We start from the raw sequence: 22,300 nt of genomic DNA on the forward strand, positions 1-22,300 counted from the left end.
TAAAGGGGGCGAAAGGGATGAAGAAGAATCGGTCAGGCCGCACGCTTAAATTCTGCGAGCCTGCCCGACAATACTTTTCAGAATGGTTTGGGCGATCAGTTCAAGGTCGACAATTTCGCTGACGGCATTCAGGGCGACGGCTTCACGCGGCATGCCATACACCACGCAGGTTTTTTCGCTCTGTGCCAGGGTTCTGGCGCCGGTCTGGTGCAATGCGAGCAGGCCTCTGGCACCGTCATGGCCCATTCCCGTCAGGATCGCGGCGACGGCGTTTTTCCCTGCTGATTTCGCCACGGAATTCAGCAGCATATCCACCGAGGGACGGTGGCGATTGACCGGCGGCAGATCGTTGAGCTTCACATGATAATTGGCTCCGCTGCGGGTCAGCTCCATATGCCTGCCACCCGGCGCAATATAGGCGTGGCCCGGCAGGACGCGATCGCCGTCTTCCGCTTCCTTGACCGAGATCTGGCAAATTTTATCCAGTCGTTCGGCGAAAGAGCGGGTGAAGCCCGGCGGCATATGCTGGGCAATCACAATGCCCGGGCAGGTGGCCGGCATCGGCATCAGGACATGGCGGATGGCTTCGGTACCGCCGGTGGACGCGCCGATGGCGATAATCTTCTCGCTGCCGACCAGCGGACTGCTGATAATCTGCGGCTGCCCGCTTTGCGCATCGCGCCGTCTGATATGCGCTTTCGCCGCGGCGCGGATCTTGTCCGCAATCAGTTCGCTGTATTGCATCATGCCGTCCTGCAGGCCCATCTGTGGTTTCGTGACAAAATCCACCGCGCCCAGTTCCAGCGCGCTCAGAGTAATATCCGAGCCTTTGCTGGTCAGAGAGGAGACCATAATGACCGGCATGGGCCGCAGACGCATCAGGCGTTCGAGAAAGTCGAGGCCATCCATACGCGGCATTTCGACATCCAGGGTCAGCACATCCGGGTTATGCTGTTTAATCAGGTCGCGGGCGATCAGCGGATCGAGCGCCGTCGCCACCATCTCCATATCCGGATGCTGGTTCACAATGCTGGTCATAATGTTGCGGATGAGGGCTGAATCATCGACGCAGAGCACCTTGATTTTTTTCATGTTTTTTTCTCCGTCAGGCAGTACACCGACTGGCCTTTTAATCGGAACGGGCTATCCATATGACTAAAATGTTCTGAATGACCGACAAACAACAATCCGCCGGGCTTTAACAGTTTTGCAAAACGATTCAGGATCTGGCTTTGGTTTTTCTTATCGAAATAGATCATGACATTGCGGCAAAATATCGCGTCAAACGGAGCCGGAATATCCCAGACCGGGGCCACTAAATTCAGCTGCTGAAAATGCACGGCATTTTGCAACGTACTGCCCACTTTTACCTGCTCCTGCCCGCCAGCCTGCGCCCGACGTAAGAAGTACTTTTTTCGCCGCTCCCCGGAAACACTGTTTAAATCCGTCAGGCGATAGGTGCCGAGACGGGCTTTTTCTAACACGCTGGTATCTATATCGGTGGCCAGAATGCGCGGTCCGGCAACGCTCTGCCCCAGAACCTCATCGAGGGTGATGGCAATGGACCAGGGCTCTTCCCCGGTCGAGGCTGCGGTACACCAGACGCTGTAACCTCCTGCCCGGCGAGAGGCATGCTCTGCGAGGATCGGGAAGTGATAGGCTTCGCGAAAGAAAGAGGTCAAATTGGTGGTCAGCGCATTAATAAACTGCTGCCATTCGTCATGCTTCAGCGCACTTTCTAAAAAATGCAGATACTGACTGAAATTGTTCATTCCCAGCGCACGCAAACGGGGCGCAAGCCGGTTGTAAACCATATCCTGTCGCTTGTCGGTAATGACAATGCCGGCACGTTGATAAATAAGCGTAATGATTTTTGCTAACTCTTGCTCCGTCAGATTACATTGTGCGTAGCGATGCGTTAGCTCATTATTATGGGTGTAAGTGTCATCAGACATACCAGAGGTTCCTGTCGGCCAGGTGTTTGTTTTTTTAACGTATAAAAATGTCCGTGTATTTTTTATCAAATACAAGACGCAATGCTGCCCTGTCGGCAGCATTATAGTTAGTAAGATAATTTACCCTGGATTACACCAGCGAAACGCATGGGGTTTATAAAGACATCCCCATGATCTCCTGATAGGCGCTGACCATTTTATTTCTGACCTGGACCCCCAGGTTGAGTGCCAGAGACGATTTTTGCAGTGACACCATCACGTCATTGAGCTCAATACCTGAAGCTCCGCTCATATAGGCCTGAGCCTGGCTTTTGGCGGTGGTTTGCGCCTGGCTAACGGCATTAATACTGCCCATCAGCATATCGGAAAAGGTGCCGTTTCCTGCGGTTTCTGGCACGCTCCCGCTGGTATTCAGACCTGACGCCTGACGGGCCTGAAATTGAATCTGATTGAGAATACCCGTCATTGACTGAATCGACATCCTGATAACCCCTGGTTACGTTTTCCTGCACGGTGCTAGTGCCCGAGCAACCGCTGCAGGATAACAGAGGGCTGCGCTGAAAATATAACGTAAATAGCTGGCAGAAGTTTTAGCTTATCACCGATTAACATTCCCGATAGTTTGTCCATAATATGCCGCTTGATTTATCTTGCCTGAATGCCATAACGGCATGGCGGCTTATCAATGAATGGCGCCTTAATCGTTAATGTACGTTTACATTGTGGCATTATTTTTAACAGGAATATGGTATGAATGCCGCAACTAACGGTAATAACATAAAAAAACCTGCTGACCTGATGGCAATTATTGAGCGGGTTCGTTCAAATCCCAGAGTTATATTTCTTATTGCCGCCGCCGCCGCGCTTTCTATTATTATTGCGCTTTTATTCTGGGCTAAAGCACCCGATTACCGGGTGTTATTTAGCAATATCAACGATCGGGACGGTGGGGACATTGTCGCTCAGCTGACGCAGATGAATGTGCCTTATCGCTTTGATGAGCGGCAAGGGGCCATCCTGGTGCCGGAAGAGCAGGTCTACGACCTGCGTCTGAAGCTGGCACAGCAGGGGCTGCCGAAAGGCGGAACGGTGGGCTTTGAGCTGCTCGACCAGGAAAAATTTGGCATCAGCGAATTCAGTGAACAGGTTAACTTCCAGCGTGCGCTGGAAGGGGAACTCTCGCGCACCATTGACACTCTGGGGCCGGTGAAAAGTTCCCGCGTGCATCTGGCGACGCCAAAAGAGTCGCTGTTTATCCAGGACCAGAAAGCGCCCTCAGCCTCGGTAACGCTTGAACTGGCGGGCGGACGCTCGCTGGATGAGGGGCAGGTTAGCGCCATTACTCATCTTATCTCCAGCGCCGTACCGGGCCTGACCGCCGATAACGTCACGATTGTCGACCAAAGCGGACGCCTGCTCACGCAGGGCGGGGAGCAGGCGACCCGGACCTCGCAGCTTCGCTATACCAACAAGATTGAAGAAGACTATCAGCATCGCATTCAGGCCATCCTGGCGCCAATTGTGGGCAGCAACAACGTCCGGGCGCAGGTCACCGCTAAAATCGATTTCTCCGTTAACGAACAGACGGCAGAGCAGTACCAGCCTAACAGCGCCCCGGATAAGAAAGCGGTCCGCAGCCGCCAGGCCAGCGGCAGTGAACAGGGAGGGAAAGACGCGGTGGGCGGGGTACCTGGCGCATTAAGTAACCAGCCGCCGGTGCCGACGTCGGCGCCCATCGACCAGACGACCTCCGCGCCATCGGCGACGGGCAACGGCGGCAAGCTGGTTCCCTGGAACAGTCACAATGACGAGACGGTCAACTACGAGCTCGATCGCACCCTGACGCATATTCGCCGCAGTCCCGGCGGGATTGAACAGCTCTCGGCGGCGGTGGTCGTGAACTATGCCGTCGATAAAACGGGTACGCCCGTTGCGCTCAGCAAAGCGCAGATGGACCAGATTAACGCGCTGGTGAAAGAGGCGATGGGCTTCTCATCTCAGCGTGGCGATAGCCTCAGCGTTGTTAACTCGCCGTTCAGCGCCCCGGATGAAGAAAATACGATCCCGCTGTGGAAACAGCCGGAAACGATCCATCTCCTCCTGGAAGTGGGGCGTTATCTGCTGATTGCGCTGGTGGCCTGGATCCTGTGGCGCAAAGCGGTGCAGCCGTTCTGGATAAAACATCAGGAACTGGCGCTACAGCGGCTTGAGCTGGAGAAAGAGGCGCGTCAGGCGGAGCTGGATGCTCAGATCCGCAAGAAAGAGAGCATTGAAAAATCGAAGGCACAGCAGCGAGTGGACACCGAGATCACCACCCAGCATCTGCGAAGCATTGCGGAACAGGAACCTCATGTTCTCGCTGCTGTTGTGCGTAAGTGGCTGATGAAGGGGCAGAAATAGCAATGAATGCGGCCGATAAATGTGCCATGGTGATGTTAACCCTTGGCGATGAATGCGCTGCTGAGGTGTTCAAACACCTCCATTCGCATGAAGTGACCCAGATTAGTAGCGCGATGTACAACCTGAACGGCGTTACGCACGATAACCTGGCCGAAGTGATGAAGGAATTTGGCCACGACGTGTCCGAGTTCGCGGCGCTGAACTTCAATACCAACGACTACCTGCGCAATGTGCTGGTCAAGGCGCTGGGCGAGGAACGGGCCTCCAGCCTGCTGGAAGATCTGCTTGATTCCCATTCGAAGGTGAACGGGCTTGAAACCCTGAACTTCATGGAACCACAGTCGGTCTTCGATGTGATCCGCGAAGAACACCCGCAGATTATTGCCACCATCCTGGTTCACCTGAAACGCGGCCAGGCCGCCGATGTTCTGACCAAATTCGAAGAGCGCGAGCGTAATGACATTATGCTGCGTATTGCGACATTTGGCGGCGTCCAGCCCGCGGCGCTGCAGGAACTGACCGAAGTGCTGAATAATCTGCTGACGGGTCAGAATATGAAGCGCAGCAAAATGGGCGGGGTGCGCCCGGCGGCTGAGATCCTCAACCTGATGAAATCTCAGCAGGAAGAGGCGGCGATAGACGCCGTACGTGAGTTTGACCACGAGCTGGCGCAGAAAATTATCGATGAAATGTTCCTGTTCGAAAATCTGGTAGAGATCGAAGACCGCAGCCTTCAGCGCCTGCTGCAGGAGATCGAAAACGAATCGCTGATTATCGCGCTGAAAGGCGCCGAACAGCCGCTACGCGATGCGTTCTTCCGCAATATGTCGAAGCGTCAGGCGGACATCATGAAAGACGATCTCAACTCGCGAGGTCCGGTTCGTATGTCGCAGGTGGAAGCCGAGCAGAAGAGCATTCTGCTGATTGCGCGCCGCCTGGCGGAAACCGGCGAAATTGTGATTGGAGGCAGCGACGATGTCTATGTCTGATAGCGGACTCCATCAGGACTGGCAGCGCTGGCAGCCTGAAAGCCTGCTGGAGGATCCCGAACCTCCCCTTGCTGTGCCTGCCCCCAGTTTGCCTGTCGACCTGGTGACAGATGCGCAGGTTCAGGCCGAACTGGCCCGGCTGCGCCAGCAGGCAGAGCACGAAGGCTATGCGGCCGGAGAGCGTCGCGGGCGGGAAGAGGGCCAGAAGAAAGGCTACGAAGAGGGCGTTAGTCAGGGCAGAGAAAAGGGGCTGGAGCAGGGCGAAACCGAAGCCCGCGCCCGGCAGCAGGCGCTGGTTGGCCGTTTTACGCAACTGGTGGATGAATTCGAGGCGTCACTGGACAGCCTCGATAGCGTGATCCCCGCTCGCCTGGTTCAGCTCTCGATTAACGCGGTGCGCGCCATGCTGGGTAAGCATATTGTCTGCGATCCCGAACGTCTGCTGGAGACGATCCAGCAACTGATGCAGAACAACCTCCGCCTGGTCAACAACCCTGAACTCTGGGTCAGCGAGGCAGACTTTCCGCTGGTCAAGGCGCAGCTGGGAGACGCGCTAGAGGCGCGCCGCTGGGCATTACGCGTCGAGGGGAAAATGGCCCCTGGCGACTGCCGTATTACCGCAGAGGAGGGCGAGCTGGATGCGACTCTCGCCGTTAACTGGCAACGGTTGTGCGATCTCAGCCAGGAAGCGTACCGACCATGACCACGCGCCTGAAAAGATGGCTCGACGCGATTGACGTACGCGAGCGACAAATCGTCTCACGCCCGGCCTGGCAACAGTACGGAAAACTGGTCCGGGCAACCGGGCTGGTGATGGAAGCCGTGGGCCTGAGCTTACCGATAGGGACGCTCTGCCTGATTGAGCGGACGACCTGCAACGGCACGGATTTTGTCGAAGGCGAGGTGGTCGGATTTAACGATCGCCTCCTGTACCTGATGCCGCTGGAGAATGTGGATGGCATCCTGCCCGGCGCACGCGTCTGCGTTCATCCCGGGGCGATGGCCCACGGCAAAAGCCTGCCCCTGGGGCCTGAGCTGTTGGGTCGTGTCCTTGACGCCAACGGCCGACCGCTTGATGGCATGGGGCCGCCCACCTGCAAAACCACCGGTTCGCTCTTTAGCGCGCCGCTCAATCCCCTGCAGCGTGACCCGATTAAAGACGTGCTGGATGTTGGCGTCAGGGCGATCAATGGCCTGCTCTCGGTCGGGCGCGGTCAGCGGATGGGGCTGTTTGCCGGTTCCGGGGTCGGGAAAAGCGTCCTGCTGGGCATGATGGCTCGTTACACCAAAGCCGATGTGATTGTTGTCGGGCTGATCGGCGAGCGCGGCCGCGAAGTAAAAGATTTTATTGAAAATATTCTCGGACAGGAGGGGCTTCGCCGCGCTGTGGTGATCGCCGCTCCGGCGGATGTGTCGCCGATACTGCGTATGCAGGGGGCGGACTATGCCACGCGTATCGCCGAAGATTTCCGCTCACGCGGCATGGATGTACTGCTGATTATGGATTCGCTGACGCGTTACGCCATGGCGCAGCGCGAAATAGCGCTGGCGATTGGCGAGCCACCGGCGACCAAAGGCTATCCGCCCTCGGTGTTCGCGAAGCTACCGGCCCTGGTCGAGCGGGCGGGCAACGGCATTAAAGGCGGCGGATCGATTACCGCCTTCTACACGGTACTGACCGAGGGCGACGATCAGCAGGATCCGGTTGCTGACGCTGCCCGGGCGATCCTCGACGGCCATATCGTCCTGTCGCGCCGTCTTGCCGAGTCGGGACACTATCCGGCGATCGATATCGAAGCCTCCATTAGTCGTGCCATGACGGAGCTGATCGCGAAGACGCACTATAAGAACGTTCAGCGCTTTAAACAGCTGCTCTCCGTGTATCAGCGCAACCGCGACCTGGTCAGCGTCGGCGCCTATGCGGCAGGCAGCGATCCCACGCTGGATCGGGCGATTGCGCTCTATCCGCAGCTGGAAAGCTATCTACAGCAAGGGATTGAAGAGTGCTGCGAATATGACGCAGCCTCTGATCGTCTTAATGCCCTTTTCCCTGAAAATACCGATCCGCAAGTGAGTCTTTAACATGGCACCACGTACCGCGATGGATCTGCTACGCGAACGGGCAGAAGAAAAACTGAACGACACCACACAGCAGCTAGGCCGGGACCGTCAGCGCTGTGAAAAGGCACGGACCCAGCTTAGCCAGCTTGAGGGATATCAGCAGGAGTACCGGCAGCAGCTGACGGCCAGAGCGCTCGGCAGCGGCTTGCCCATCATGCATCTCCTCAGCTACCAGGGGTTTATTCAGGCCTTAAGTCAGGTGGTGAAACAGCACGGTGCCCACGTGGCCGACTGTGAACGTACCGTCACCCTGACGCTCGGTGACTGGCAAAACGATCGTCGTCGACTTAACGCCTTTACGACGCTCAAAGCGCGTGCTGATGAGATGGCGAGAACCAAAGAGAACCGTCAGGAACAGAAGCTGATGGATGAATTCGCCAGCCAACTCTTTTTAAGGAAACACTCCGCATGATAGTTGCAAAGATAGCGGTCGCTGGCCCGACGGGCGCCCCGGCATCATCGCCGGAAAAGACGCCGTCTGAGGGGCCGCAGTTTGCCAGCGTGCTGGGTGAGAAACAGGCCGCGCAGACGCCGGGTGTAAAACAGCCACCCGCTGCGCCGCTCCATAAAATGGCTGAACGCACCCGGCCGGTTGATGAGGAGGATACAGCGAACAGCGCACTGCTGACGCTTCTGAATCAGACTCTGGACGCAAGCGTCGACGTGAAAGAGGAAGACGGGGATAACGCTCTGCCCTCGCTGACGGACAGTGCTGACGGGCAAAACGTACCGCCTTCACCTGACGGTATTCCCCCTTTACTGCCGATTGCCGGGAGCGACGCGCCATCGACTGAATTGCCTGCAGAAACCGATGCCCTGACGGCTGCGCAGCGGCTGCCAGGGATGACGCCTGCGGGGATGGGTAAAGAACCCGTGACGGAAACAGGTGAAAACAGCGCCTTCAGGCCGCACATTTCTGCTTCCGGAAAGTCGGCTGAGCCTGATGCGGGTGTTTCCACCGTGTTCAGCCCGTCAGAGACGGTGAAGTCGCCACTGCCCGCGATTGAAGCCCATCCGCCTGCTGAGAAGGTGGACACGTTTTCTCATGAAAGCGAGCGGGCCGCCGTGACGCCGACATTTGCGCCGCTGGCTGACGTGACGGCCACCGCAGCCCATGCGTCGGAGATGGCCAACACGCCAGCCACGGGCGCTCTGGCGCAAACCATGGGGACACCGGCCTGGCAGCAGTCTCTGGGTCAGCAGATCGCGTGCTTTACCCGCGGTGGCGTTCAGCACGCCGAACTGCGTCTGCATCCGGAGGAACTCGGCTCCATCCAGATTAATTTACAGCTGAAAGACGAGCAGGCGCAGCTGCATTTCGTTGCCGCCAGCCACCAGGTTCGCGCCGCGCTTGAGGCGGCGGTGCCGCATCTGCGTACCTCCCTGGCCGAGTCGGGCATTGAGCTGGGCCAGAGCAGCGTAGGGGCAGAGACCTTCTCCGGGTGGAATGATCCGGCCCGGTCCGGGCAAACGTCGCAGGAAAAATTTGCCGGGGAGCACTCGCAGGATCCCGCCGTATTAACCGAAGAGGTTGTTGAAACTCCCGTCAGAACAGTCAGTTATAACCATGGGGTGAATATATTTGCCTGACGTTGCACTTAATTTTGACAATTGTCGACACTAATTCGACCTTTTAAATCAATTACTCTGTGCGGGGATATAATAGAATGCTCCGCTTATTGGATAACTAATTTAATCGGGCCTGGCACAGTTATATACAGGACTTTTCTACGTAATGTCGAAAGTAAAACAAAAAAAATCCGCTCGCGGAAAGGGTTACGCATTTATTTTTTTTAATCATGATTCTGGCGATCCTGGCCCTTGGCGTGCTGGCCGGATATGCATTTTATCAAATTAAAAATATGAAATCTGAAATACAGAGCGAGATCGGTCAATCCACGCCGGTAAAAAAATCGATTGCACTACCACCGCCTATTTATGTGCCATTAGATACCTTTACCGTTAGCCTGAAGTCCGGAGCAACGGACAGCGATCGCGTTTTATATATTGGATTAACGCTGCGCCTGAAAGATGAAGGTTCAAAGATGCTGCTGCAACAATTTATGCCGGAGATCCGCAGTCGCTTACTGATGCTTTTTTCTCAGCAAACCGTTGACGTGCTGGAAACGGATAATGGGAAGGTTGAATTAATGAGTAAAATTAAAGACGTGGTCAATCTTCCACTCGCCGACCAGCATAGCGTGATGGTCAGTGATGTATTATTTAATGCATTTATTCTACGGTAGATTATATGTCTGACAGTCTATTATCACAGGCTGAAATTGACCGTCTGTTAAATGGCGGTAGCAGCACGGAGAGTGAGAGTGTTCAGGAGCCGGAGGGCACGGATGATATCCGGCCCTACGATCCCAGAACCCAGCGTCGCGTTATCCGCGATCGTATGCAGTCGCTGGAGATCATCAATGAGCGGTTTGCCCGTCAGTTCCGGATGGATCTGTTTAACCTCCTGCGCCGCAACCCGGATGTGACCGTCGGCAATATGAAAATAGAGCCTTACCATGAGTTCGCACGCAATTTGCCGGTGCCGACCAATCTTAACCTCGTGCATATGAATCCGCTGCGCGGTACGGCGTTATTTGCCTTCTCACCGCATATGGTTTCGATGGCCGTCGATAACTTGTTTGGTGGCGACGGACGTTTTCCGACAAAAGTGGACGGGCGCGAATTTACGCCGACCGAGCAGCGAATTATCCGCCGTATTATGTCGATGGCACAGTCCTCCTACGATGAGGCCTGGAGTTCTATCTTCAAGCTTAAAACGCAATATGTTCGTTCGGAAACGCAGATAAAATTTACCAATATTACCTCGTCACCGAATGACATTGTGATCACGACACCGTTCACCGTCGAAATAGGTTCGCATGTGGGTGAGCTGAGTATCTGTATTCCGTTCAGTATTATTGAGCCTTTACGTGAACTGTTAACCAACCCTCCCCGGGAGAACTCGAAGCAGGAAGATGAGCAGTGGCATAGCACCATGGCGGTGCAGATCCGTGATACGGAGCTGGAGTTAATTGCCCGACTGGCAGACATTCCCACGCATGTTTCCCGCATTATGACTCTGCAAAAAGGGGATGTTATCCCTCTCGATAAACCTGAAAAGGTTGAAGTCTTTGCCGATGGACACCCCATCTTTTCCGGTAAATATGGCCGGCTTAATAAACAGCTGGCGATCAAAGTCGAAAAAATTCTCGCCTCCTCGCTACTGTCTTTAAATAAGGAGAAATAACCTGATGAGTGCCACTAATCCGCCGTCTGAGGCTGACGAGCAATCCATGGACGATCTCTGGGGAGAGGCGATGAGTGAACAGCTCTCCGGCGACAGCGGCACGGATACGCCAGCGCTTTCCCGGGACGAACAGATGATGAACCTGTCGGGAGATCTCAACCTGGTCCTGGATATTCCGGTCAAAATGACCGTGGAGCTGGGACGCACCAAAATGACCATCAAAGAGCTGCTGCGCCTGAGCCAGGGATCGGTGGTCCCGCTGGAAGGGCTGGCGGGTGAACCGCTGGATATTTTGATCAACGGTTATCTGATCGCGCAGGGTGAAGTGGTGGTCGTTTCCGATAAATTTGGCGTGCGTATCACCGATATTATTACGCCTTCAGAAAGAATGCAGCGACTGAGCCGGTAATGAAAACCCCCCTTCAACCGCAGAGTCAGGCCATCCATATGGCGGCCGACCCTGTCTCCTCAGGCGCGATGCTGTTCCAGCTAAGCGGCGCGCTGCTCCTGATCCTGGCCCTGATCCTGGCGATTGGCTGGCTGATTCGCCGTCGCGGTTGGGGAACCTCGCTGGCGAAAGGCAAAACACCGCTGACTATTGAGCAGCGCTATTCCCTGGGCCAGCGCGAGCAGCTGGCAATCGTCAACGTTGACGCACGCCGGTTCCTGCTCGGCATGACGCCCGGCAGTATTACGCTGCTCACTGAACTGGCCGGTGCTGCCGGGGGCGAAATGCCGTCGCCAGGATCTTTCCAGCAGGCTCTGACCCAGACGCAGGATGAAAAACGGGGAGCCAACTCGTGAGGCGCATACTGCGGTTAGTTCTCCGCCTTCTGCCATTTTGCCTGCTGGCGATGATGCCCCTGCAGGCGGCGTGGGCCGCAGGTGGCGATCTTGTGATTGGCCATGGCGCCAACGGGGAGAGCTGGTCCCTGCCGGTGCAGACCCTGGTGCTGCTGACATCCCTGACGCTGCTGCCCGCAGTCCTGCTGATGATGACCGGTTTTACCCGCATCATTATCGTGCTGGGGCTGCTGCGCAATGCGCTCGGCACCGGTTCCTCGCCACCGAACCAGGTACTGCTGGGGCTGGCGCTGTTCCTGACCTTTTTTGTGATGTCGCCGGTATTTACCCAGGTCTATGATCAGGCCTGGCTCCCTCTGTCGCAGGACAAAATCAGCCTCCAGGACGCGCTGGATAAAGGCGCCGTGCCGATGCGTAACTTTATGTTTGAGCAGACGCGTGAAACCGATCTGGCGCTCTTTACCCGCATTGCGAAACAGCCCAATTACCAGAGCCGGGACGATGTGCCCTTGCGTATCCTGCTTCCGGCATTTGTGACCAGCGAGCTGAAAAGCGGGTTTCAAATCGGATTTACCGTTTTCGTCCCCTTTATCATTATCGACCTGGTGGTGGCCAGCGTGCTGATGGCGCTGGGGATGATGATGGTTCCACCGGCGACCATGTCGCTTCCCTTCAAGCTGATGCTCTTTGTGCTGGTGGACGGCTGGCAGCTGATTATCGGCTCACTGGCCCAGAGCTTTTACAGCTAAGTGAGACACTGAAATGACGCCAGAAAGCGTAATGGGCCTGGGTTTCCAGGCCGTAAAGGTTGCATTAAGCATCGCGGCGCCTCTGCTGCTCGGCTCGATGTTTACGGGGCTGGTAGTCAGCATCCTGCAGGCATCCACGCAAATCAATGAATCGACGCTCTCTTTTATCCCCAAGATACTGACGATCGTCGTGGTGATGATTGTCCTCGGTCCCTGGATGATGGGGACGCTGATGGACTATATGCGCACGGTCTTTACCGCGATCCCGGAGATGATCCGCTAGCGCTATGCAAAGCCTCTCACTCGCCGATCTCTACAGTCTTATCGGCCACTATTTCTGGCCGCTAACCCGCACTCTGGCGATGTTCAGCGCCGCACCCGTTTTTAGCGAAAAAGTGGCGGGCAGGAAGGTTAAGATCGGGCTGGCCGTCCTGATTGCTTTTCTTATTGGGCAGAATTTACCGGACAGCCATGTCGTTCTGGTGTCAGCGGACGGGCTGTGGGTGACCGCGAAGCAGATCCTCATCGGCAGCGCTATCGGGCTGACAATTCAGTTTATTTTTGCGGCCATGCGCAACGCCGGGGAAATTATCGGTCTGCAGATGGGTCTGTCGTTCGCTTCCTTTTTTGATCCCTCAGGTAACCAGAATACGCCGGTGATCGCCAGGCTGCTGAACCTGCTGTTCACGCTGCTTTTTCTGTCGCTGAATGGTCACCTGTATCTGATTCAGGTTCTGGCAGACAGCTTTACCCTGCTGCCAGTTAACGCCGCGCCCCTTCATGCCGGAGGCTTTTATCTTCTGCTACAGACGGCGGGGGTTATCTTTAGCTGCGGGCTAAAAGTGGGGATGCCGATGATTACGCTTTTGCTGGCGCTCAATCTGACCCTCGGCCTGCTCAATCGCCTGACGCCTCAGCTCTCTATATTTGTGATCGGCTTTCCCCTCGCTATTACCGGCGGTCTGGGAGCGCTACTGCTGCTGATGGTTAACTTTGCACCGATCTTTAACGATCTGATGAACACTATCTTTCACCATCTGAATACCATTCTGCTGGGGTTTCGCTGACTCAGGATCGCAGACGCAGTGTGGCTGGCAATACGCGCTGTGGCTCGATGGGCTCCTGGCCGCCTATCATCCGGGTGATAATCTCAAAGCAGTCCTGGGCAAGGCGCGGCACGTTCTGCTCGACCGTATCGATCTTCATCGACAGGGAGTCGTACAGATAGTGATCGTCGAAGCTGGCGATCTGGATCTCGCTCTCCAGCAAATGGTGCTGGCTCATATAGCGCAGTACCCCTTCCAGCAGGCCGCAGGCGGCGGTAAACAGCGCTTTTGGCGGCCGACCCAGCTTCGCGCAGAGCGCGGCAAACATCTCGTACCCGCTGCCGGGGTGGTAGTTACCATGAATGATCCACTCCGGGCGGGGCGTGACGCCCGCCCGCGCAAGACCCTGCATAAAGCCTTCGAGACGATCTCGGGTGGGCGACAGGCGCGACTGGCCGCCGAGGAAGTAGATCTCATCCGGGTTGGCCCGCGCCAGGCGTTCGACTAAATCCGCCGTTGGGGTAATGGAGTCGGTGATCACCAGCGGCAGTTGGGTATCGCTCATATGGCGGTCAAACAGCACCACCGGAAGCTGCTCACTCAGCTTCACATAGTCGCTGTCGCTGAGCATGCTGGAGGCAACGATCAGGCCATCGACCTGGCGGGCGACCAGGTTATTGACCACCACCGTTTCCTGCCCGGCGTTTTCATCGGTGCAGGAGACCAGCAGCTGCAGCCCCGCTTCGCGGCAGAGATTTTCCAGCGCGTGAGAAAAAACGGCGAAACCGTAGTTGGTGATTTCCGGCACCACCAGGCCCAGCGTATGGCTGCGGTTTTCACGCAGCAGACGGGCGTGAATACTCGGCTGATAGTGGTGTTCCCGGGCGAGGTTGAGCACGCGCTCGCGCGTCTCCCGCGCCACGCGTAGCTCCTTGCCACGGCCGTTAAGCACCAGGCTGGCGGTGGCTTTGGACACCCCTGCCAGCGCGGCGATATCACTGATGGTAACGCGTTTTGTTTTTCTCACGACTTCGCATCGGTTAATGAAACAAGCACCTATTCTACCATGCAGGGGCGTAACGACCAGTAGCTGGCCTGCACTTCTCCCGCGCCGCTAAAGGTGAGGCGGGCCGGATGGTTCGGGAAGTAGCGGCTGCTCATCACCCCTTCACCGTCGTTGATAAAAATCTCCACGCTGGAGTGGTCACAGAGGATATGCAGCTTACTGGCCGCGCCGGTCCAGTAGCGATATTGCCACTCGCCGGTTTCCAGGCTGCGACGGGCCAGGCGCAGCTCGTCCGCCTGCCAGCGCAGAACCAGGGTATTCGCAAAGTCGAGGGTGATCTCACCCTGGCGTTCGACGAGCAGTTCCAGTCGCTGCGCATCGAGTGCCGGAGCCTGGCTGACGCTGCCCTGGTAATGCTGTTTCTCACCGCGCAGAGCCTGAAGTTCCGCAACCGGATTTTGATACAGCCTGCCGTCGCGCACGCTCAGCTCGCGCAGGCAGGTCATTTGATGGATCCAGCCTGCGGCGACCGTCGGCTGGCGCATCTCTTCTCCACCCGGCACGCCCATCCAGCCAACCATTAGACGTCGTCCGCTGGCGTCTTCGGTGGTTTGCGGGGCATAAAACTCAAACCCGGCATCGAGTTCGGTAAAGTCACCGTGGGTAAAACGCGCCTGCTGATAGTCAAGCTCACCACCCAGATACGCAGCACAATGGGTATTCAGAAAACGCTTCTCTTCGCGGGCGATGCCCTGCGGGCAGCAGATCAGCCAGCTTTTACCGCCGAGGGTGAACATATCCGGGCACTCCCACATATAGCCCGCGTCCCCCAGCCCGCCGAGGCCGCTTCCGGCGATTTCGTCGAGGTTGCGCCAGGTTTGCAGATCGTCAGACCGCAGCAGCAGAACCTTGCCACGTAACTCTGCGTCCTGCGCGCCCAGCACCATGTACCAGCTCTCCTCATGCTTCCACACTTTCGGATCGCGGACGTGGCCGGTATAGCCTTCCGGCAGCGGAATGACCGGACCGAGCTTATCAAAGCCGCCGTCGGCGTTCTGCACCGCCAGGCATTGCCAGGCCGTGCGGGAGCCATCGTCAAATTTCACATTCCCCGTATAGCACAGGGTCAGCACGCCATCGTTATCCACGGCGCTGCCGGAGTAGCAGCCGGTGCGGTCATACTCCTGGTCCGGCATCAGGGCAATAGGCTCATGCTGCCACTGGACTAAGTCCGCCGAGCTCCAGTGGCCCCAGCACTTATGCAGATGCTGGCAGCCGAGAGCATTCCACTGATAAAACAGATGGTAACGCCCGGCAAAATGGATAAAGCCGTTGGGATCGTTCAGCAGCCCGGTGGGCGGCGCCAGGTGCCAGCTCGGGTAGTAGCCGTCCCGTAGCGCCTTCGGCTGGCCTTTAAGTACCGCCTGTAAAATGGCGGGAAGCAGGGATTGAGCGTCCATTATTCAGCGTCCGTTTTGTATTTCAGCAGGTAAGAGACGATAAAGGCCACGCTAAAGGCGATAACCATTCCGATAGCATAGTTGAGCAGGGAACTGGCCTGCACAATCGCCATACCCGGGATGCCCGTCAGCCCGACCGCCGTCATATAGACATGGACCGAGACCACCCAGGCGCCGCCCACTGCACCGCCGATCAGCGCGGCAATAAAGGGTTTCATAAAGCGCAGGTTGATACCGAAAATGGCCGCCTCGGTAATACCGAGCAGGGCAGAGAAGGCCGACGGCAGCGCGATCGCTTTGATCTTCACATCTTTGGTTTTAAACCACACCGCCAGACAGGCACCGCCCTGGGCTACGTTCGCCATCGCCCAGATCGGCAGCAGGAAGTTCACGCCAATTGACGGGTTACCCAGCAGTCCGGCTTCGATAGCGTGGAAACTGTGGTGGACGCCGGTGATCACGATGGCCGAATAGAGCCCGCCAAACAGCAGTCCCGCCAGCCAGCCAGCGTGGGCAATCAGGGTGCTCAGCACAAAGGAGATGCCGTCGCCCAGCGCACGGCCCGCCGGGCCAATGATCAGCATGGCGATAAAGCCGGAGATAATCACCGTCAGGAACGGGGTGAGGATCAGATCCAGCGCGTCGGGGATAATTTTACGCAGCCGTTTTTCCAGCAGGCTCATAAACCACACCGCCAGCAGCACCGGGAACACCGTGCCCTGATAGCCGATCATGGCGACTTCAAGGCCGAAGAAGTTCATGGTGTGGAAGCCCGACGCCACGCCCCAGGCGTTGGTCAGCGCAGGATGGGTCAGGATGCCGCCAAGGGTGGCGCCAAGATAGGGGTTGCCGCCAAACTCGCGGGCGGCGGTAAAGCCAATCAGGATCGGCAGGATAATAAAGGCCGCCGAGCTGAACATGTCGAGCATGATATAGAGGGCGTTATCCGGGTTCACCCAGCCGTAGGTTTTGACCATCCCCAGCAGGCCCATCAGCAGACCGGAGGCGACGATAGCCGGAATAATCGGCACGAAAATATTCGACAGCAGGCGGGCGATACGCTGGAACGGGTTCAGCTTGCGGGCGGCAATATCCGCCGCCTCTGACTTGCTCGCCTCGCTGATGCCCGCCGCTTCGATAAAGGCGGCGTAGACTTTGTTGACCAGCCCGGTGCCAAAGATAATCTGCAGTTGGCCGGCGTTGCGGAAGCAGCCCTTTACGCCCTCGATTTTCTCGATGGCGGCGGTGTCGGCTTTGGCGTCCTCAACCAGCACCAGGCGCAGGCGGGTGGCGCAGTGGGCGGCGCTGGCAATGTTCTCTTTGCCTCCCAGCAGCGGCAGTAACGACCGGGAAATTTGTGCAAAATCCATAAAAACCTCTGTCTTGTCGTTTTTGTGATTCAGAACCGGCGAAACGGCCCCCGAAGGGGCCTGTTATCAGAACCAGGTTTCCATCTGTACGCCAAAGTTCCATTCGCCGCCGGACTGGAAGCCGGTGCTGCCGAATGCGTCGCTGCTGGCATAGTTATCAAGGCGCTTATCCCAGTCCATCCAGCTGGCGAACAGGCGGATTTCAGGACGTTTCAGGAACTCGCCCACGTCGCTGGCTTTCAGGGTCGGTGCCACCGTGAGCTTGTAGAAGTTACCGCTAACTGCGTTGCGGCTATTGTAGCCCTCTGGTCGCAGGTCCATATATTGATATGTCCCTTCGTACTGCATCTCAAAGTTCTGCGTGATTTCCTGAATAAAGCGCATATTGACCGTCGCCCACTCGTAGCTGTCGCCTTTGACATAGCGATCTTTGCTGCTCTGGGCCATCACGGCCGGGGCAATGTGCCAGCCGCCGCCGAGCGGCGTAATGCCGTAGGTCGCCAGACGCCAGGTATCGGCTTCGGACAGCAGGGCACCATCGGAGCCGATGGATTTCACCTCCGCCCCCAGGCCGTGACCGTAGAGCAGGGCGGTTTTTGCCGAGCCTTCACGCAGGCCGTAGAAGCTGTCGTTATGCAGGCCGACCAGCGCGTGTACGCCCGTCTCTGCCGCGTCGCTCTTCACCTTATTGCCGTCCAGATCCAGACGGTCGTCGTTATCTTTGGCGCGCATTCCGCTGACCATCAGCTGCAGCGGACCGACGTAGTTATTAAGGGACAGGATATAGTTCTGGGCGGTATTTTCGTTGTTCTCGATATCGCCGAAGGTGCGTCCGTACAGGGAGATATTGCTGCGGGCGTCGTCGCCCCATTTCATATCGTAGATACCTGCGCCGGTCCCGGCGAGGAACACCACGTCCGAGTCGATCCAGTGAATATCGAAGTTATCCCGGTCGAAGCGTTTACCCGCCCAGACGGTGGCGTCCTTAAAGGCTCCGGTAAAGGTCGGAAGCTGGCCCAGCTCGGTAAAGGCCTGGCGCAGGTTGAGATCGCTGCTGGCGGCGGTCCAGTCGTTATAGGTCCGCTGACCGTCGGCCAGCATCACTTTAAAGCGGGTCGTCGCGCCGTTGCTCAGGGTCTGTTTATGTTCGAGGTTCAGCTCGACATAGGTATCGGGCTCGTTACCCAGACGCCCCACGTGGCCGCCGGTTTCCCCGGCTGGCGTGACGGTCGGGCCGCCCTGAGTTTTGGTCGCGGAGTTGTTCATCAGCAGGCCGGAGCGGGCGTAGCCGTGGAACTCAAAGCCACTTTCCGTGGTCGATTTCTGCTCCAGCTTCGCGGTGCGCTGCTCCACCTGCGTCGCGGCGACCTGGCTCTGCTGCTGAGTTTGAGCCATCTGCTGCGCCTGTTTCTCGGCGGCATTAGCCCGGCTTTCAGCGGCGTTGGCTCGCTGTTCTGCCGCCTGGAGGCGCTGCTCCATCGCGGCCAGGCGCGCTTCAATACTGTTGATATCGCTGTTAGCCCATGCGGAACCGGAACCTAACAGCATGCTGAGAGTAATGGCGATCGTGCTTTTTTTCATTGTTGTGTATCCCTGAGGAAGAGGGGCTATCGTCAGAAAATAGTTTGCTAAACCGGTTTAGGTGCTGAATCATAATCACGCTTAAATTCAGGGCGCAATCAAAATAGCTAAACCGGTTTAGTGATTGTGAGACGAGTCGCAAAACGGGCCGCCGGAGAGGCGGCCCGACCTCAGGAAAGGGCCAGTTGAAGCTGAGGAAGGTGGGGCAGAGCTGTCATCGCCCCTTTTGCCGTGGTGGCCAGCGCCCCACAGGCCTGGGCGGCGGCCAGGCGGGCCGCCAGCTGGGCCGTATTTTGCGGCAGACCGTACTGCGCCAGACCCCACAGCAGACCGGCGACAAAGGCATCTCCTGCGCCGGTCGTATCGATACTGGTAACCGGCAGCGTTGGATAGTGCGTCACTTCGCCCTGATAGCAGGCGAAAACGCCCGCTTTGCCCTGCGTGACCAGCAGTAGCTGCAGCCCGAATCGCGCCGCCAGCTGCGGCATCCTGCCTTCGATCTCCACAGAGCCGCTGATAAACGCCAGCTCTTCCCCGGACAGTTTCACCACGTCCGCCAGAGCCAGCGCATCGGCCAGGCACTGACGTAGCGCCCGCGCATCCGGCCACAGGTCGGCCCGGATATTAGGATCAAAGCTGACAAAACCCCCGGCGGCCTTTACCTGGCGCATGGCTTCCAGGGTCGTGGAGCGCGAAGGCTCGCAGGCCAGGGCTATCGAGCAGCAGTGCAGCCACTCTCCGGCCTGGAAAGCGGGCAGATCGCCGATCTCCACAAACTGGTCGGCGCTCGGGCGGACCATAAAGGTAAAGGAGCGCTCGCCCTCATCGTCCAGCGCCACCACGACGGTTGAGGTTCGCTGGTCTGAATCGACCGACAGATACGTTGTGTCCACCTGCTCTGCGGCCAGCGTCCGGCGCATAAAGTGGCCGAAAGGATCTCCGCCGACCCGGCCAATAAAGCCGCTGCTGCCCGCCAGGCGCGCAATCCCCACCGCGACGTTTGCCGGCGCACCGCCGGGGCACTGCAGTAGCTTTCCGTCTCCGTCGGGCAAGAGGTCTACGACGGCATCACCCAGACACCATACTCGAGCTGACATGTCATTCTCCCATAATGTGTATGGCATAAATATGACTAAACCGGTTTAGCAAATCAACGAGAAAAATAAGAAGGCGTTGCAGAAGAACCCGTATCAATTTTGGGGGCTTCATTTTTGTAGACTCTGGCGTTTTAATAAATGTGCAATAACAACAATAAACACGATGGAGAAGGGAAGGGAGTCATGGGCATTTTCAGCAACACACGGCAGTTAAAAAAGTTACATCAGCATATTGAGGCGAAGTGTATCCCGGTTACTTCTAAGGATGAACTGGTCCCGCAGGTTCAGGAGCTTGAACGCTACCTTGGACGCACTGACTTTACGGCACTCCGCGGCCGTAAGCGAATCGCGAGTATCCTGACCGCGATTGTGTCGCTGCCCGTGCTGGGCTATGGCGCCATTATTGGGCTGGATCGTTACTTTGCCTTCGAGGCTGGAGGCTTCAATGCGAGGCAGGTTACCCTTGATATTGCTCAGTGGCTTGCCGGCAATATGCAGGGATTAGCGGTCTATGGCGTACTGTTCCTGGTGATTACCTTTTACTACCGCTGGATCGATTTCTGCATGGGGAGAAAAGTGAAGAACGTGATTAAGCAGTTTATGACGCAAACCGGCGGTCTTTGAGCATTAAGATGCATTGATCACGCAGACGAACAGCGGCGAGTAGAGATTACCGATGGCCCAGGCATTATTGAATGCCGCGATCTTAACGTAGCGCCCGGTGCGAGAATCGATACTAAAGATCAGTTTATCCATCAGGCCGTCATTCGCCGTATCGGCGGCCCTTTTGTCCAGCACGATATTCGTCAAATGCAGGGTATTACCGCTCTGAAGTGCATAATCGAAGCTATAGGATCGTGCGGCCCTCTCATCGACTCCCCCGCTGTTCACCGTTCCCGTCATATCTAAGTAGCCGGTGCGATCTTCCCGCATATTCAGGTAAATATTCAGGTTCGCCGCGAAGCGGGCTGATTTATCACGCATGGAAAGGGTAGCCGAACAGTCGGAGCCGAAAAGACGCTGCGTTTTTTCCTGCAGGGTCAGGATCCACAGGGTGGCGAGTATGACAATAATCAGCGCCACGAGCAGTGAAATTATGATTTTTTTATTTTTTAATTTCATAAGCTGTCTCGTAAATACTGGAGCAGGAAGAGAACGACTTTCTGGCCGGATCGGTATTTCTGCAGATGGATAAAAACACCCGGCCGCTGGAACCATAGTTCACCGGTTCCGCTGCCTGGAAATAGACATCGCCATCAGGACGGCAGGTCATTTTCTCTGCATCAAGCATATCTTTGACTATCGCCAGCTTGATGGGGATGGTTTCCGGCGTTGCGGGCGTAAAAGAAAAAACCCGGCAGCCATTCACTTCGCCCACCGACCAGGTTTTTTGGCTAAGCGGTTCGTCGCTATTTTTACTGATAAAGACGCTGTCTTTAACTATCAGAAATAGCACAAGAACCAGCAGCCCGGCGGTAATGAAAAGGGCGGTGGCACCCCGTTTTTTCTTCGGATCATTTTCGATAACCAGGACCGGCACATCCTGCTGCCGTTCACCTAACACATGTTTTTCAACCGGCAGATCGGCGGAGAGCATAAATCCTATTCTCGGCACCGTAACGATTATCTCTTCGTTAAGCCCCAGGTTGCGAAAAATGTTTCTGAGATCGGAAATATATTTATTCAAACTGTTATTTGAGGAGCGTAAACCGTGGGCATCCCAGACATGGCTGAGTATTTCATCCCTGCTGACAACGTCACCCTGCCTCTCCAGTAAAAAAGCCAGCAGGCGGCTCGTCGTCGTGGTTAATGCGATGCTGGAGGCTTCATCATGATCCAGCCAGATTAAACCGTCAGTATCCCTGAAGTTTATGGTGTTATTAATGGTGTAGAACATCCCATACTCCCGGGGGAAGAATCATCTTAAAAAGCATAACGCCTTTCTTTTCTAAAGAAAAATATGATTTCACTGGATTCCGCGTCTGGTGTGTTGGTCTGTATTGGACTGGTATTTTCTTGTAAATCAGAATTATGTTCCTTATCTGTGATTTTTTGCGATACAAATAGCCACTTTCTAAGAAAAATCTACAATGGCCCTCATTCCTGGTGATCGCCGCCGTGGAGGGGTAAGGACTGGCCGATTAATCTTCAGCTCTCGTAATGAAAGAAAGATACCCAGGAAAAATCCTGGATAAAGGGTGCGCCTATCAATGCTCGCGATGGTTATAAAAAAATCCTATTAAGTGTGTGGGATTAAGTTTTAGCTTTGTGAAGTTTTCCGGGGTTAAATTTTGACTTGTTGCGATTGGTTTGGTTTTTATGACTGCTTTTTAATTAATTAGTGGTTTTTAATGTCTTTGGTTTGGTTTTTGTTGGGCGGAAGATGCTGGTGTTGCATAATTTATCCAGCATTGAACGCTGGTAGTGCCTGAGCGAAAAAGAGAACGCCCGGGCGAGCGTTGGTTTTTTTAA

At 56.2% G+C, this 22,300-nt stretch carries 24 protein-coding genes; 14 read left to right on the forward strand and 10 right to left on the reverse strand.

The features are described 5' to 3' along the window. Positions 1-45 precede the first annotated feature (45 nt). From EDF81_RS17350 to fliE, 3 genes are all read right to left on the reverse strand, one after another. On the reverse strand, positions 46-1,092 hold the full coding sequence (locus EDF81_RS17350) for a chemotaxis response regulator protein-glutamate methylesterase (RefSeq protein ID WP_123349401.1): 1,047 nt from the start codon (positions 1,090-1,092) through the stop codon (positions 46-48). Next, positions 1,089-1,955 carry a CheR family methyltransferase gene (locus EDF81_RS17355; protein ID WP_123349402.1) on the reverse strand — a complete coding sequence of 289 codons (867 nt, stop codon included), beginning with the start codon at positions 1,953-1,955 and terminating at the stop codon, positions 1,089-1,091. The genes EDF81_RS17350 and EDF81_RS17355 overlap by 4 nt, the downstream gene beginning before the upstream one ends. 154 nt (positions 1,956-2,109) lie before the next feature. Beyond that, positions 2,110-2,436: a flagellar hook-basal body complex protein FliE gene (gene fliE / locus EDF81_RS17360; protein WP_123349403.1), complete on the reverse strand. Its 327-nt coding sequence runs from the start codon at positions 2,434-2,436 to the stop codon at positions 2,110-2,112. A gap of 269 nt (positions 2,437-2,705) precedes the next feature. Between fliE and fliF the strand changes: the two genes are divergently transcribed. The 13 genes from fliF to fliR all read left to right on the forward strand — a co-directional run bounded on the left by fliF (position 2,706) and on the right by fliR (position 13,335). Then, positions 2,706-4,355, forward strand: coding sequence for a flagellar basal-body MS-ring/collar protein FliF (fliF, locus tag EDF81_RS17365; RefSeq protein ID WP_123349404.1), 1,650 nt, complete (start codon positions 2,706-2,708; stop codon positions 4,353-4,355). A 2-nt stretch (positions 4,356-4,357) separates the two neighbouring features. Continuing rightward, positions 4,358-5,344, forward strand: a complete 987-nt coding sequence (gene fliG / locus EDF81_RS17370; protein ID WP_123349405.1) for a flagellar motor switch protein FliG — start codon at positions 4,358-4,360, stop codon at positions 5,342-5,344. Next, positions 5,331-6,047, forward strand: a complete 717-nt coding sequence (locus EDF81_RS17375; RefSeq protein ID WP_123349406.1) for a flagellar assembly protein FliH — start codon at positions 5,331-5,333, stop codon at positions 6,045-6,047. Before fliG ends, EDF81_RS17375 begins: the two co-directional genes overlap by 14 nt. Then, a complete protein-coding gene (fliI, locus tag EDF81_RS17380) occupies positions 6,044-7,426 on the forward strand; it encodes a flagellar protein export ATPase FliI (protein ID WP_123349407.1) in 1,383 nt (460 codons plus the stop codon). Before EDF81_RS17375 ends, fliI begins: the two co-directional genes overlap by 4 nt. Before the next feature lies 1 nt (position 7,427). Beyond that, entirely contained in the window at positions 7,428-7,877 is a 450-nt protein-coding gene (gene fliJ / locus EDF81_RS17385; protein ID WP_123349408.1) for a flagellar export protein FliJ, read from the forward strand. Beyond that, complete coding sequence (locus EDF81_RS17390) at positions 7,874-9,055, forward strand: flagellar hook-length control protein FliK (protein ID WP_260232720.1); 1,182 nt, start codon at positions 7,874-7,876, stop codon at positions 9,053-9,055. The genes fliJ and EDF81_RS17390 overlap by 4 nt, the downstream gene beginning before the upstream one ends. A gap of 209 nt (positions 9,056-9,264) precedes the next feature. Then, positions 9,265-9,711, forward strand: a complete 447-nt coding sequence (gene fliL, locus EDF81_RS17395; protein WP_123349409.1) for a flagellar basal body-associated protein FliL — start codon at positions 9,265-9,267, stop codon at positions 9,709-9,711. A gap of 5 nt (positions 9,712-9,716) precedes the next feature. Then, the gene (gene fliM / locus EDF81_RS17400; RefSeq protein ID WP_123349410.1) at positions 9,717-10,715 is read left to right on the forward strand and encodes a flagellar motor switch protein FliM; all 999 of its coding nucleotides are present in this window, start codon (positions 9,717-9,719) and stop codon (positions 10,713-10,715) included. Positions 10,716-10,719: 4 nt separating this feature from the next. Then, on the forward strand, positions 10,720-11,124 hold the full coding sequence (fliN, locus tag EDF81_RS17405; protein ID WP_123349411.1) for a flagellar motor switch protein FliN: 405 nt from the start codon (positions 10,720-10,722) through the stop codon (positions 11,122-11,124). Further along, complete coding sequence (fliO, locus tag EDF81_RS17410; RefSeq protein ID WP_123349412.1) at positions 11,124-11,519, forward strand: flagellar biosynthetic protein FliO; 396 nt, start codon at positions 11,124-11,126, stop codon at positions 11,517-11,519. The genes fliN and fliO overlap by 1 nt, the downstream gene beginning before the upstream one ends. A 53-nt stretch (positions 11,520-11,572) precedes the next feature. After that, positions 11,573-12,268, forward strand: coding sequence for a flagellar type III secretion system pore protein FliP (gene fliP, locus EDF81_RS17415; protein ID WP_260232724.1), 696 nt, complete (start codon positions 11,573-11,575; stop codon positions 12,266-12,268). Between the two features lie 13 nt (positions 12,269-12,281). Further along, a complete protein-coding gene (fliQ, locus tag EDF81_RS17420) occupies positions 12,282-12,551 on the forward strand; it encodes a flagellar biosynthesis protein FliQ (RefSeq protein WP_123349414.1) in 270 nt (89 codons plus the stop codon). Between the two features lie 4 nt (positions 12,552-12,555). Continuing rightward, positions 12,556-13,335, forward strand: coding sequence for a flagellar biosynthetic protein FliR (gene fliR / locus EDF81_RS17425; RefSeq protein ID WP_123349415.1), 780 nt, complete (start codon positions 12,556-12,558; stop codon positions 13,333-13,335). A 1-nt stretch (position 13,336) separates the two neighbouring features. Here fliR and EDF81_RS17430 read toward each other — a convergent pair whose 3' ends face one another. The 5 genes from EDF81_RS17430 to EDF81_RS17450 form a co-directional block, all read right to left on the reverse strand. Beyond that, a complete protein-coding gene (locus EDF81_RS17430) occupies positions 13,337-14,341 on the reverse strand; it encodes a substrate-binding domain-containing protein (protein ID WP_123349416.1) in 1,005 nt (334 codons plus the stop codon). A gap of 29 nt (positions 14,342-14,370) precedes the next feature. Then, on the reverse strand, positions 14,371-15,780 hold the full coding sequence (locus tag EDF81_RS17435) for a sucrose-6-phosphate hydrolase (RefSeq protein ID WP_123349417.1): 1,410 nt from the start codon (positions 15,778-15,780) through the stop codon (positions 14,371-14,373). Further along, entirely contained in the window at positions 15,780-17,150 is a 1,371-nt protein-coding gene (locus EDF81_RS17440) for a sucrose-specific PTS transporter subunit IIBC (RefSeq protein WP_123349418.1), read from the reverse strand. The genes EDF81_RS17435 and EDF81_RS17440 overlap by 1 nt, the downstream gene beginning before the upstream one ends. Before the next feature lie 66 nt (positions 17,151-17,216). After that, the gene (locus tag EDF81_RS17445) at positions 17,217-18,731 is read right to left on the reverse strand and encodes a carbohydrate porin (RefSeq protein ID WP_123349419.1); all 1,515 of its coding nucleotides are present in this window, start codon (positions 18,729-18,731) and stop codon (positions 17,217-17,219) included. A gap of 170 nt (positions 18,732-18,901) precedes the next feature. Next, positions 18,902-19,828: an aminoimidazole riboside kinase gene (locus EDF81_RS17450; RefSeq protein WP_123349420.1), complete on the reverse strand. Its 927-nt coding sequence runs from the start codon at positions 19,826-19,828 to the stop codon at positions 18,902-18,904. A 183-nt stretch (positions 19,829-20,011) separates the two neighbouring features. Between EDF81_RS17450 and EDF81_RS17455 the strand changes: the two genes are divergently transcribed. After that, the gene (locus EDF81_RS17455; protein WP_123349421.1) at positions 20,012-20,452 is read left to right on the forward strand and encodes a DUF6097 family protein; all 441 of its coding nucleotides are present in this window, start codon (positions 20,012-20,014) and stop codon (positions 20,450-20,452) included. A gap of 3 nt (positions 20,453-20,455) precedes the next feature. On the opposite strand, the gene EDF81_RS17460 is transcribed toward EDF81_RS17455, so the two are convergent. After that, entirely contained in the window at positions 20,456-20,950 is a 495-nt protein-coding gene (locus tag EDF81_RS17460) for a hypothetical protein (RefSeq protein WP_123349422.1), read from the reverse strand. Beyond that, positions 20,934-21,725 carry a helix-turn-helix domain-containing protein gene (locus EDF81_RS17465; protein ID WP_123349423.1) on the reverse strand — a complete coding sequence of 264 codons (792 nt, stop codon included), beginning with the start codon at positions 21,723-21,725 and terminating at the stop codon, positions 20,934-20,936. Before EDF81_RS17465 ends, EDF81_RS17460 begins: the two co-directional genes overlap by 17 nt. Positions 21,726-22,300: the final 575 nt, after the last annotated feature.

This window comes from Enterobacter sp. BIGb0383 (genome assembly GCF_003751845.1).
In the GTDB taxonomy this organism is placed as follows: domain Bacteria; phylum Pseudomonadota; class Gammaproteobacteria; order Enterobacterales; family Enterobacteriaceae; genus BIGb0383.

Excerpts from the sequence above, each read along its gene's own strand:
- EDF81_RS17390 (WP_260232720.1), top strand. The coding sequence starts at position 7,874 with ATGATAGTTGCAAAGATAGCGGTCGCTGGCCCGACGGGCGCCCCGGCA.
- fliJ (WP_123349408.1), top strand. The coding sequence starts at position 7,428 with ATGGCACCACGTACCGCGATGGATCTGCTACGCGAACGGGCAGAAGAA.
- fliF (WP_123349404.1), top strand. The coding sequence starts at position 2,706 with ATGAATGCCGCAACTAACGGTAATAACATAAAAAAACCTGCTGACCTG.
- fliR (WP_123349415.1), top strand. The coding sequence starts at position 12,556 with ATGCAAAGCCTCTCACTCGCCGATCTCTACAGTCTTATCGGCCACTAT.
- fliE (WP_123349403.1), bottom strand. The coding sequence starts at position 2,436 with ATGTCGATTCAGTCAATGACGGGTATTCTCAATCAGATTCAATTTCAG.
- fliO (WP_123349412.1), top strand. The coding sequence starts at position 11,124 with ATGAAAACCCCCCTTCAACCGCAGAGTCAGGCCATCCATATGGCGGCC.
- fliL (WP_123349409.1), top strand. The coding sequence starts at position 9,265 with ATGATTCTGGCGATCCTGGCCCTTGGCGTGCTGGCCGGATATGCATTT.
- fliI (WP_123349407.1), top strand. The coding sequence starts at position 6,044 with ATGACCACGCGCCTGAAAAGATGGCTCGACGCGATTGACGTACGCGAG.
- fliQ (WP_123349414.1), top strand. The coding sequence starts at position 12,282 with ATGACGCCAGAAAGCGTAATGGGCCTGGGTTTCCAGGCCGTAAAGGTT.
- EDF81_RS17375 (WP_123349406.1), top strand. The coding sequence starts at position 5,331 with ATGTCTATGTCTGATAGCGGACTCCATCAGGACTGGCAGCGCTGGCAG.
- fliN (WP_123349411.1), top strand. The coding sequence starts at position 10,720 with ATGAGTGCCACTAATCCGCCGTCTGAGGCTGACGAGCAATCCATGGAC.
- EDF81_RS17350 (WP_123349401.1), bottom strand. The coding sequence starts at position 1,092 with ATGAAAAAAATCAAGGTGCTCTGCGTCGATGATTCAGCCCTCATCCGC.
- fliP (WP_260232724.1), top strand. The coding sequence starts at position 11,573 with ATGCCCCTGCAGGCGGCGTGGGCCGCAGGTGGCGATCTTGTGATTGGC.
- EDF81_RS17455 (WP_123349421.1), top strand. The coding sequence starts at position 20,012 with ATGGGCATTTTCAGCAACACACGGCAGTTAAAAAAGTTACATCAGCAT.
- EDF81_RS17445 (WP_123349419.1), bottom strand. The coding sequence starts at position 18,731 with ATGAAAAAAAGCACGATCGCCATTACTCTCAGCATGCTGTTAGGTTCC.
- EDF81_RS17440 (WP_123349418.1), bottom strand. The coding sequence starts at position 17,150 with ATGGATTTTGCACAAATTTCCCGGTCGTTACTGCCGCTGCTGGGAGGC.
- EDF81_RS17465 (WP_123349423.1), bottom strand. The coding sequence starts at position 21,725 with ATGTTCTACACCATTAATAACACCATAAACTTCAGGGATACTGACGGT.
- EDF81_RS17450 (WP_123349420.1), bottom strand. The coding sequence starts at position 19,828 with ATGTCAGCTCGAGTATGGTGTCTGGGTGATGCCGTCGTAGACCTCTTG.
- EDF81_RS17435 (WP_123349417.1), bottom strand. The coding sequence starts at position 15,780 with ATGGACGCTCAATCCCTGCTTCCCGCCATTTTACAGGCGGTACTTAAA.
- fliG (WP_123349405.1), top strand. The coding sequence starts at position 4,358 with ATGAATGCGGCCGATAAATGTGCCATGGTGATGTTAACCCTTGGCGAT.
- EDF81_RS17460 (WP_123349422.1), bottom strand. The coding sequence starts at position 20,950 with ATGAAATTAAAAAATAAAAAAATCATAATTTCACTGCTCGTGGCGCTG.
- EDF81_RS17355 (WP_123349402.1), bottom strand. The coding sequence starts at position 1,955 with ATGTCTGATGACACTTACACCCATAATAATGAGCTAACGCATCGCTAC.
- fliM (WP_123349410.1), top strand. The coding sequence starts at position 9,717 with ATGTCTGACAGTCTATTATCACAGGCTGAAATTGACCGTCTGTTAAAT.